The sequence below is a fragment of the Coprococcus intestinihominis genome (genome assembly GCF_040096555.1).
Lineage (GTDB): Bacteria > Bacillota > Clostridia > Lachnospirales > Lachnospiraceae > Coprococcus_A > Coprococcus_A intestinihominis.
The window spans coordinates 1-10,414 of the sequence record NZ_JBBMEK010000100.1 but is presented as its reverse complement, the minus strand read 5'-3'; the positions used below and the strand labels follow the sequence as shown (position 1 = coordinate 10,414).

The 10,414-nt window shown below is 40.2% G+C and carries 12 protein-coding genes and 1 pseudogene; all 13 read right to left on the bottom strand.

Annotated features, from left to right (window positions below):
• Positions 1-424 (bottom strand): annotated as a pseudogene (locus WMO25_RS09175) (sensor histidine kinase); the annotation flags it as partial.
• The gene (locus tag WMO25_RS09170; protein ID WP_118622864.1) at positions 417-1,112 is read right to left on the bottom strand and encodes a response regulator transcription factor; all 696 of its coding nucleotides are present in this window, start codon (positions 1,110-1,112) and stop codon (positions 417-419) included. The pseudogene WMO25_RS09175 and the gene WMO25_RS09170, both read right to left, overlap by 8 nt.
• A gap of 344 nt (positions 1,113-1,456) precedes the next feature.
• Positions 1,457-1,720 carry a cold-shock protein gene (locus WMO25_RS09165; RefSeq protein WP_118622866.1) on the bottom strand — a complete coding sequence of 88 codons (264 nt, stop codon included), beginning with the start codon at positions 1,718-1,720 and terminating at the stop codon, positions 1,457-1,459.
• Between the two features lie 94 nt (positions 1,721-1,814).
• Positions 1,815-2,327: a hypothetical protein gene (locus WMO25_RS09160; RefSeq protein ID WP_118622868.1), complete on the bottom strand. Its 513-nt coding sequence runs from the start codon at positions 2,325-2,327 to the stop codon at positions 1,815-1,817.
• Positions 2,317-2,925 carry a hypothetical protein gene (locus tag WMO25_RS09155; protein ID WP_147356333.1) on the bottom strand — a complete coding sequence of 203 codons (609 nt, stop codon included), beginning with the start codon at positions 2,923-2,925 and terminating at the stop codon, positions 2,317-2,319. Before WMO25_RS09155 ends, WMO25_RS09160 begins: the two co-directional genes overlap by 11 nt.
• A gap of 10 nt (positions 2,926-2,935) precedes the next feature.
• The gene (locus WMO25_RS09150; RefSeq protein WP_118622872.1) at positions 2,936-3,589 is read right to left on the bottom strand and encodes a hypothetical protein; all 654 of its coding nucleotides are present in this window, start codon (positions 3,587-3,589) and stop codon (positions 2,936-2,938) included.
• Position 3,590: 1 nt separating this feature from the next.
• Positions 3,591-4,025, bottom strand: coding sequence for a zinc-finger-containing protein (locus WMO25_RS09145; protein ID WP_118622874.1), 435 nt, complete (start codon positions 4,023-4,025; stop codon positions 3,591-3,593).
• A gap of 93 nt (positions 4,026-4,118) precedes the next feature.
• Entirely contained in the window at positions 4,119-5,084 is a 966-nt protein-coding gene (locus tag WMO25_RS09140) for an RNA-binding protein (protein ID WP_118622876.1), read from the bottom strand.
• A gap of 144 nt (positions 5,085-5,228) precedes the next feature.
• A complete protein-coding gene (locus WMO25_RS09135) occupies positions 5,229-5,513 on the bottom strand; it encodes a hypothetical protein (protein WP_318584035.1) in 285 nt (94 codons plus the stop codon).
• Positions 5,514-5,529: 16 nt separating this feature from the next.
• The gene (locus WMO25_RS09130; RefSeq protein ID WP_331678301.1) at positions 5,530-7,146 is read right to left on the bottom strand and encodes a VirD4-like conjugal transfer protein, CD1115 family; all 1,617 of its coding nucleotides are present in this window, start codon (positions 7,144-7,146) and stop codon (positions 5,530-5,532) included.
• A 299-nt stretch (positions 7,147-7,445) separates the two neighbouring features.
• Entirely contained in the window at positions 7,446-8,450 is a 1,005-nt protein-coding gene (locus WMO25_RS09125) for a DUF6017 domain-containing protein (protein ID WP_195368644.1), read from the bottom strand.
• 33 nt (positions 8,451-8,483) lie between these two features.
• On the bottom strand, positions 8,484-9,545 hold the full coding sequence (locus tag WMO25_RS09120; RefSeq protein ID WP_117501004.1) for a hypothetical protein: 1,062 nt from the start codon (positions 9,543-9,545) through the stop codon (positions 8,484-8,486).
• Positions 9,546-9,721: 176 nt separating this feature from the next.
• Positions 9,722-10,414 (bottom strand): DUF6100 family protein (locus WMO25_RS09115; protein ID WP_349085086.1); only part of this gene is annotated, 693 nt, incomplete at its 5' end.

Genomic DNA, 10,414 nt, shown 5'->3' with positions numbered 1-10,414 from the left:
TTCTAATATCATGTGCTAAATATGCTACAATTTCATTTTTCTTATTTTCTTCTGCCTTAGCAGCCTTATTAGCAATCATTACAGACATTTTTATACGATTCATAAAACCTTCCACTTCATTTAAAGGTTCTGGAAGTGCTATTAACGTATCATCTTGTTTATATATCGTTTCAATTCCTGAAACAATCTGATCCAAATATCCACACATTTTGTTCCAATACCATAAAAAAATAATTATATATCCAATTATTATATAAAGTATTCCTATTATATCAATACGCAATAATGCATTCTTTAATAATACGGAAGAAGACTTTGAACCATAAAAATCTATAAATATCAGAATAATCCATCCGGTAAAACTATATGCAATCAGTGTTAAGATCAAGTGTACTTTTAATCTTTTTTTTACTTTCTCAGCCAATTTTATATCCCACCCCCCACACAGTTTTTATATATTTAGGTTTTTGTGTTTTATCACCCAATTTTTCTCGCAAATGTCGTATATGAACTGTAATAGTATTGTTGTTTTTTGCATAGTATTCATTGTTCCAAACTAATTGTAACAATTTCTCTGATTCAATAACCTCTCCCTGCTTTTCTAATAAAACTCTCAATATCGCAAACTCACTCGGAGTTAAAGAAACTAACTTTTTATTCACAAAGCATTCTCTGGATTTAACATTTAATTCTATTCCTACATAAGTTAAAAGAGTTTCTTCTGCTTTTTCTTCTTGGAAATTATATTTTTTATATCTTCTTATCTGTGCTTTTACTCTGGCCATAACTTCTAATGGCAAAAATGGTTTTGTAATATAATCATCTGCCCCCATAGTTAATCCTGTAATCTTGCTACTTTCATCACTTTTGGCTGTTAGCATTATAATGGGAAAATTATGATGTTTTCTAAGTTCACTACATAAATAAAATCCATCTTTACCTGGCAGCATAACATCAATTATTGCTAAATCAAACTTTTTCTTTATACAACTTTCCATAGCTTCTTCCGTTGAACAAGTAGTAATAACATCATATCCCTCATTTTTTAAGTATATTTCTAATAAGTCAGAAATATTTTTATCATCTTCAACCACAAGAATTATTTCACTCATTTATTTCACTCATTTCTTAAAGGATTTATTCAAATATCATTTTATACTCCTCACCATTTCTATGTCAATCTCTATTGTATAAATTGCACGACAAACGTATGAGTAAATTTTTCTGTGAACAAACGCTTACAAAACGTGTAAAAGGCATGCTATATTTTGCAAAAATAGCTACTTGTACTGAGTACTAACATAGAAAAGTATTTTTGAGATCACTCAAGCCGTAAGAATATAGATTTGTTTACAATTTGTTCATCCCTATGTTTGTCGTGTCTATATTGTGCTCAAATTCATTTTTTTAAGAGCCATGACGCAAGATATAGTCACAGCTCTTTTTAAGGTGCTTCTTATGTTTCTTCCGACATGCCTTCCGAATCAGTCAATTCTTCGTCTCCTTGGGAATCTGCCGGATAGATTTCTTTTGCAAGTCCTCTTCCCTGGTCATCTTCCTCTGTCCGGAAGGTAACTGCCTGCCCTGTTTTCAGTTTCCGGAATCCCTCTGTCTGGATTTCGCTGAAATGTGCAAAAAAGTCATTTCCCTTTTCATCTGTGATAAAACCATATCCTCTCCTTGCGCTGAACCATTTGACTGTTCCTGTTTTCTGTGCCATAATCATTTCTCCTTTTCTAATCTTATTATCTCGTGTTGGCGCCACACGAAACAGGGCGGCATGGACTCGAACCATGCCCTGACTCCCCCTTGCCCTACTCAATTTCTTCCGCCCCATAGTAAGAGCCTACATTTAAAGCAGCATCTAACTTTTGGATTCCAAATAGAACCCCCTGCTTTCTTTTGTTAAAATAGAACCGATATTTCTTCCCAATTGTAAACTGATGTTTCTTATCCATCAGTAACACAGTCTGTTTTCCGTCAGAAAGACGGATTCCCACTTTACAGACACGCCCGGGAATGCGTTTTCCCTTTATCTCATACACCGTTCCTTCGATTGTCTCATATTCCTTTTTCTCCCCACACCATAGCAGATGGAACGCATATCCGATTCCAGACAGCCACATAACGACTGACCATGCAATAAAACTTGCTGAATCCATCTGCCTTCCCATATAACTTCCAAGAAAAAGAGCAAGAAAAGACAGAGCGCCTATTTTCAGGGCTCTGTCTGCCAGTACATTGGGAACCTTTGAAAATCCTTCCATGCGCTGATTGATATAATCGGCAATACGTTCCCGTCTGTTCATTTTTTTCTTATGCTTCAATAGTGACCTCCTTTACTGAACGGATAAACAGTATTTTCTTCTGATACAGAAGAGACAGCATTTCCAGTATTTCATTTGGCTGCTCTGTGGTTTCTAAGTAATACCTTACCTCTCCGCATTTTTCTATTTTAAGTAGAAATTGCCGGTACCTTTCTTCCATGGGTTCTTTTTTGAATACTCTTAGTGCTTTCCAAAAAGGTGTGCCACAGGCAAAGCTTTCACAAAACATCAAAAAACGTTCTCCGCTGTTTCTCATCACTCTTGCAACTATCGCATTCTGCAGCAGGTTTTCTGCTGCTTCTTTTTCTGTTTCACATTCACAGAATGTAATCAGTCCCCTAGTGATCAGCCTCCGGAAGCAGAAGTTAAATTCATCCTTTCCTGTTTTCCCATCCAGATCCTTTTCCGGAAATACAGCCTTTAACAACTGTACCATCCTCCCGTAAATCTGTGTTTCTTCCACGAATGACCAAAGCAGCGCATTCCAAATAAAGATTTCCATACCGGATAATATTTTGTTCTCCGTTCCAACCTGTACACAAAACAGCCCTCCCGGATGTTCCATTTTTACCCCCACAGCCGTATACCATCTCATCATGTTGCCCTCCTTACAAAATCCCCAGATTCAAACAGACCTCTAGGATTAGATATACCGCCCCTGCACAAACAAAAAACATCCATCCCTTATGCGATTGTTTCATATCCCACACGGTCTGATATTTTGTACCTACAATCCGGACTTTACCGGGAACTTCCCAGCGAAGTCTTCGATAGAACTCTTTAAATTCTTCATGGCGGTATCCCAAGGACCTGACACAGAAAATCTTCCGCATCTGTTCTTCTCCATTTAACAGAATAAAACTTTTCTGGTTTTCATCTCCATGTACGACCACATAGAACTCAGGGACTCCTCTTCTGCTGCCTTCCACGATCTTTTCAATTTCCTGATAAAAAATACGGCAGGCTTCATACTGTCCATTTTTCTCTGGCTGGTATACTGCCAAAGAGTCTTCATCCAGTTCCAGATAGCACCGTTCCGCTTCCATAATCCGTTGGTTGATTTTCCATGTATAATACAGCAAAAAAATCATTCCAACAATAAGAACTGAAAGAAAATACAGATTTTCCCAATTGCCATACCCATATGAGATGAAAAGAAGTAAAACAACAGATACGATTCCACAAAGTCCTGCCGCCCCCAAATACAGGTCTCTTCGATCCATCAGTTTATAAACATCATCTTCTTTTGCCATCAAACGCATATCATGCCCCCTTTCTTTTCTGATGCCATTCGGCTAATTCATTACATACCCGAATTGTTTCCTCACAGTAATACAGGGAGAACTTTGCAATATGCATGTCTTTTTCCCGAAGGCACAGCTTATTCTGCAGCCAGATATAAGCACTCTTCTTTGTCATGTATCCCTCTTCCAAAAGGGTATTCAACGCGCGGTGTGCTAAAATCCGTTTGTTACGAAGCTGTCCATCCGCCAGTTCCCCTTTCGGCAGAAGTGATTTTTTATGTGCACCCACATATGCATCGCAGTTATCAGGATACCCGTCACACACATAAAGATAACTTTCTGAATCCAAATTGTCACTGCCATACACATAAGATGCCGGGTGCAGCCTTGCCATGCGGCCACAATACGGACACCGTACCCGGATATTTTCCGGTTTCTGTCTTTTCTTTTTCATTAGTACCGCCTCCTGTCAAATGTTTCTTTTAGTTTGCAGGTATTGTAAACAATCTGTTTTCTGTGAGTCAACAGTATCCCTACACTTTTTTTCTTATGCACCACGTTTGATCATACGGGTAATAATGCCTTCTGCCACCTCAAACTTATCGTTAATTCTGGTAACAACAAATCCCACCTCGTCACGTTTTGACGGAAGGCTTGCCATATTACAGGAATGCGCAACTGCATTGACGCCAATATTAAGCCGGATAAAATAAGTTCCTTTATATACATCAGTAATGATACCCACATATTTTCCCTGACGCACACACCGCTTCAGATTATCTTTATTGACATTGGCAGTTGCACTTTTGGCATCTACGGAAATTTCCATTTCTTCCACTGATCGGATATTAATTTGATTCACCATCACGAGTGTAAGATCTCCCACCTGGAATTTCTCACTAGCATCCACCATCCATTCCCATGCCATATCCCTTGCACGCACAGAAACCTCCACGCCGAACACTTCTAACCGGACGACTTTTGGAGCAACTGCAATGACACGTGCTTCCACAATCCTTCCTGGGTACAGCATCGGTTTTTCTTCTTCATCTTCATTGAAATAGAACATCTGACGTTTTTTCAGCATGGCATCTTTTCTTGACGCAACTACGCTTCTGCTCTGTTCATCCAAATCACGAATGATGAAATCAATGTCACTGCCAAGCATATTATTGGCAATCCTTGTCTGCCTGTTCAAGGTATCTGAATGCTCTCTTCCATCTCCCGAAAGATTGATCATCATCTCATCCATCGGAATTAAGATACGGAAACCGTTGTAATAGGTAATCGCTACTGTCCATCCGCTGTCCAGTTTCTCAATACCTCCAAGTTGTCCGGTCAAAATTTTCTTCGTGCGGTGTGCGTTCAAAAGCTGATGCCATCTGGCATCCTCCTGTTCTTCCATCGTTTCTACATGGGAATCTACGTCAATCGTTAAGATTCCTTCCGATAACACCGCTCTTGGTATCCCCTGCTCTTCCATCTTATTAACTGCTTTCTTTAATTCTGCCATTGTAAACCTCCATTCATCCTAAAAAGGGCACAAAAAAACAGCCCTCTGGCTGTCTTCTTATGCCCTATCACTATTTTACAGATACTATTTTATACGGACCACATTCGAATGTCAATTCCATCACCATTGCAATACAGTCGCATATCAGATGCAATCTTGTTTCATTAACTTTTTCAGCCCGTCTTGATAACGGATTCTGGAAAAATACCACATCTTTCCCTGAATTTCTACCAAAACCCTGTGTTTTAAAAGATATTCCAAATTTGCCTCTTCTGGATTATCCCGTTGCCAGCCTGTTGCCTTATAAAAGTCTTCCACGCTGTCATAAACCTCGATACAAGTTTCTGCAAGTTCTATTTTTTCTGTTTCATGCTCTTTCAAGTATATACCAAACTCCAGTTCCAATATTTTTATAAATCCATATTTCACAAGGGAGTTTCTCAACCTAAGCCTCCTTTCCTTCAGACGAAACAGGCGCAAAGAGTTCTTCCACTTTCATCACTCTTTTTCCCTCCTGCTGCCTGCTCTCTTTGATAGCCTTCTGTTTTTCAGATTTCTTAATCTCCGTATCAAGCATAAGCGGCTCGCTATCTTCCTGACACGATACCTTTTCCTCTAACGGTTTCTCTTCCTGTTCAGTATGTATCTGAAAATCACACTTTTCCTTTTGCCACTTTTCAAACCACTCCGGCACATGCTCCTCCACTTTTTCCAGTTTCATATATTGGGCATCCGGATGCTCCAAATAGTCCATCTTTTGAAAACGGCATACCCTCTGCCCACGGATAATCAATAGCCCCTGATTCAGTGGGAAACGTAAAATTTCATCCGGGAGAAGCAGCATTCTCTTTCCAAGTGACGTTGACTCGGAATACTCCGGCACGTAGTCGGTTGCACGCAGAGTATAGTAATTCTTTCGTATGGAAGATACCGACACAGTGATTTCTCCTGTTCTGTCACTATAATAGGATGCCGTCGTCATATCATTACAGCCTAAAAAGATCGAAAAGTCACATCCTCCTAAAATTTCTTCCCACTGATTATCTGGATACCGGTTCTGCAGCTGTGGAATATTTTGAAACAGAATACTCATGCCAATTCCCCTGCTTCTTGCTGTTGCCAGTTTCTTTTTAAAATCCGGTACAACGCCAAGATTTGGGAATTCATCCAGTATAAATTGTATCGGCACCGGCAAACGTCTTTCTTTTGTACGGTCAGCATAACGCACCAGCTTGATACTTAGAAACGACGTAAACAGCGTGGCTAGCATATCAAAAGTACTGTCCTGATCGGAAGTAATACAAAAATATGCACATTTTTCCCTTCCCGGCAGCGACAGGTCAATTTCATCATGACTGGTAATCTGTTGTACCAGTTTATTCTGCATAATCTGCAATCTTGTTCCGAGTCCCAAAACCGCATTTCCCTTTACCTTCTCAGCCTTCGCAAATAGCTGGTACGGACCGCGTGCAGGGTGATGTGTCGGCAGCCTTTCAAAAATAGCATCCAGCATATCTACACTTTTGTTAATCAAAAGTTTATAAGCTTCCGGAAATGTTCTCTTCTCCGGTGGATACTCATGAAACACATAAAGACAAAGTGCTTTTAAAAGATCCATTTCCGTATTGTCATAAAAATGGTCGAACTTATCCGTTGTATTACGGATTACTACATCACAGAATACGTCTATCAGGCTGCCGTCATCAATTTCTCCAAGACAATCCCATGCATCAGAATGTTCTAACTGGATCAGGTTTAACTGTTTCACCGTATACCCGCATTCCCGGCAGTAAGAGGACAAATCCTCGTATAGTTCTGATTTTGGATCTGTCAGATAGATGCTTTCCCCCCTGCGGATGCATTGTAATGCCATTACACGCGCAAAAGCTCTGGACTTCATACTTCCCTGACTGCCACATACAGCAAAATTCCGGTTAAGTCTGGACTCAACCGGAAGACTTATTATTTTTTTATCCTGGATGTCTCGCCCAAATATCACACCATCTACCTTTTCCAGATTCTTGTCGGTTCTTAAAACCTGACTGCGTTCCTCTTCCCCCATAAACCCTGCTGTTCCGTATGTTCCCTTTTGAGAGATTTCAAAATTCCGTTCATCATAACTTTCTTTGCCCGAACCTCTCCAGATAATCAGTCCCGCAATTATACCAAACAGAAAAAAAGCAACAATTGAGCACTGTATTCCTGCCGCCGATGATATACCATGTTTAATTGTATCTATAGGCGCTAACCTCACTACTGATTCCATGAACAGTTGTTCCATAAATCCGCCCACATATAAAGCCAGAATAAAAAATGCTGCTGTCAGTCCTATGATTTTTAAAACTGTAACACCTTTCCGGTCTATTCTTCCACCTCCTTTACTGTATAACTCTCTGTTGCCATATGATGCTGTACAAGATTCCCATAATAGGTCGAAATGGTATGAACAGAATTATATAGGGCAGTTACAAGAAGTGCCCGAATATTGCGTGCCTTTGTCTGGCTCTCATTCATACTGTGCAATACAAACTCAATATGATTTTTGGTGATTTTATGAAATTGTCCTTTTACCACCTGTGCTGGTTTTTCCTCCCTGTTTACGCGGATAGTTTTAGAACTAGAAGTCAATATCTCCACCATAATCCCAAGCAGTTCATCGATTCTTTCATCGTATGGATTATCATTTTTCAATGCCTCATAATCAATCTGTGCCTTTACCATATCTTCCACATACTGATAAGACTGATAGAAATCTTTTGTACGGTAATCTTTTGCTGTACTCTCTGTATATGTTTCACTGGTTTTCGTGCCACCTCCCACAAATTCCGGGGATACCCTCTCACTTATTTCGGTGACACCCCTCCCCGCTTTCGGTGAGACGGTATCCGGCGGACACCTGCCTCTTGCCTCTGGTGTCCCTGTTTCAGCTTCTTTCGGATACGTCAGATGCTCTAAAACTGTTACGTTCAAATCCAAAAATAATACATTGGACACAGTTTGTCCTTTGACCTCAACTGTTCGGAATACCCTGTGCACAACACCCAGCTTTTCAAGTTCTACAACTGCATTCGTAGCATCACGCTTGGTAATCCCAAATTGATCTGCAAGCTGCTGGTAACTGCGTTGCAACATATCTGAATGGAATTTTTTTCTCAGACCAATCAACTGCCCTGTCATTTCATCTCTGATTTCTACCGCCCGATACCAGTACACAATATCCGCCAGTATAATGATTGCATTTAAATTCGGTTTCCCCGTTGGTTTGCGGATGGTCTTATACCAACTGACGGGGATTACGTTTCCGGATATCTGCAGCCGGCTCATACAATCTACCGTAAGACTGCCCGTTTCAAACGGACCGTTCATGCCCGCACCTCCTTCACCGCATGAAGGACAGTATTACAATCCTTCTAAATATTCCATAACCTTTTCTGTTAAAATTTCACGATATGACACCTCCTTCCCAAAATAGTATTCCAATATAGATTTTTGATAAGAAAAACACAGAATGGTTCCCTGCTTTTTCCACCCCAACTCCTGTTTTACCCGTAACAGATGCCGAAGTTCCAGTTCGTAACAAAAATAGACCGGGTTCCCTGTCTGATCTGTCCCTGCACTCACCTGGTATTCCCGGGTTCCCGGTTGTTCCAGTATTCCACATAAGAACCGGTACAGTCCGATTTGCTTTTCTTTGTCTGTTAAGAGTTTCACTTGGATTTTTGCACTCTCAATGGTGGGAATGTAGTAATAATTTTCGTAAATATCGTCTACTTGAAATAGGTTCCCCTTTATACCACCGTCACTTTCCAGAAGTTCTACTAAAAACTCTATGGTATCCCCCATAATGACCGCATCTATCCTTTTGAGTGCACCGGCTTTCATACATTCTCGTTCTACAAAGCTTCGCATGGAACGCTCCATTTTCTTCGCCCACCGCATTTTCTGTGCCAGCGTGTGATAAATAATATAGCCGGACTCCCCGGACAGCATAATCCCACAAGCTCTTGAGCCTTTGATTGCATCTGTCAATCCTTTAAACTCCAAACTTCCGTAATATGCCGCTTGCCCCCTCCCATTTTCAGAATCGGAACAAAACAGTTCCGGTTTTTGGCTTCTGAAGATAGGAATACCCGTCTTCCAAAGAAAGACCCATACCTTGCTCATCCGGTGCAAACGGAGACGTTTCTCAATTTCCGTCTTCACATGGTTTGTCTCCACTGACCCCTGTAAAAAAGAAGCAGCATCTTCACTATATTGTGAAAGGACATATCTCTTACCCTTTGCACGCAGCACATATCCTTTATACCCGGCTTTATTTCGCACAGAAATATATCCCTCTTGTTTTAGCCTGGTAATAACCGCAGCGGTATAGGATACAGATCCTATGATGTGTTCAGCAAGGTCTGCCGGCATTTCTCCGCTGACTGCTATCATCAAAAGTAACGTATCCTGTTTTCGCATATAACCTCCTCCTTCCATCGGTTCTCCTTTTTCAAAACAGTACCCTATCTGCTTGACACTTAGGTACTATTTACTTTCTGAATCCCGAAAAACTTTGCTTTTTCTCTATTTTTCTGCCACTTTTCTGCTATCGAAAAAGGTGCTCTGACAGCAGGAGTATTTTTCGATACTGTTTTTCACATTTTTTGAAGCCATTTTGGAAAGTTTTCTGTATCCATAATATAAACCTCTGTTGCATCCTGTTCTGCCATTCTGGTAATGTGGTAGGTATCCACATGCAGACCGCTATCTGATGCCAGAAAGAAATTTGATATCACATCCAGTACGTGTTTTTCTTCAAAATTATCGTGATCCCGAATGCGTCCCAGCGGTAAATCCCGGTTATACAGATGTACAAAGCAAACAGTACATTTCTCATATTCCGGTATCCTTTTCTGTTCCTTATTTTGACAGATACACCACTGTTTAAATGCGATATATAAAGGTTTGTACAGATAATCGGTATAGTGTTCTTTCCGGTGCGGAATCAGAACCGGCATAATGATTTTTAAAATTTCATCGGAATAATCCATTTCAATCCCATGTACAGCCACAAGTTCTGACTGATACTGTTCATATTTCACCTGATCCAGCACGACTTCTAAGGATAAACGCCTCAATTTTTCTGTTAAACGCTCCCCCTTTTTCGACGATTCCAGTATCATATCTGTAAAATTTTCATAACCACTTTCCGTTTTACATCTGGAATATGCGATCAGAATATTTCTGGCTTCTGCCATAAGCTCTCCCACCTCTGAGGTCATTTTCTGTGCTTCATCTAACTGTTTTTTCACCTTTTGAAATATGTCCTGATTACTGGCTTTCTTTTT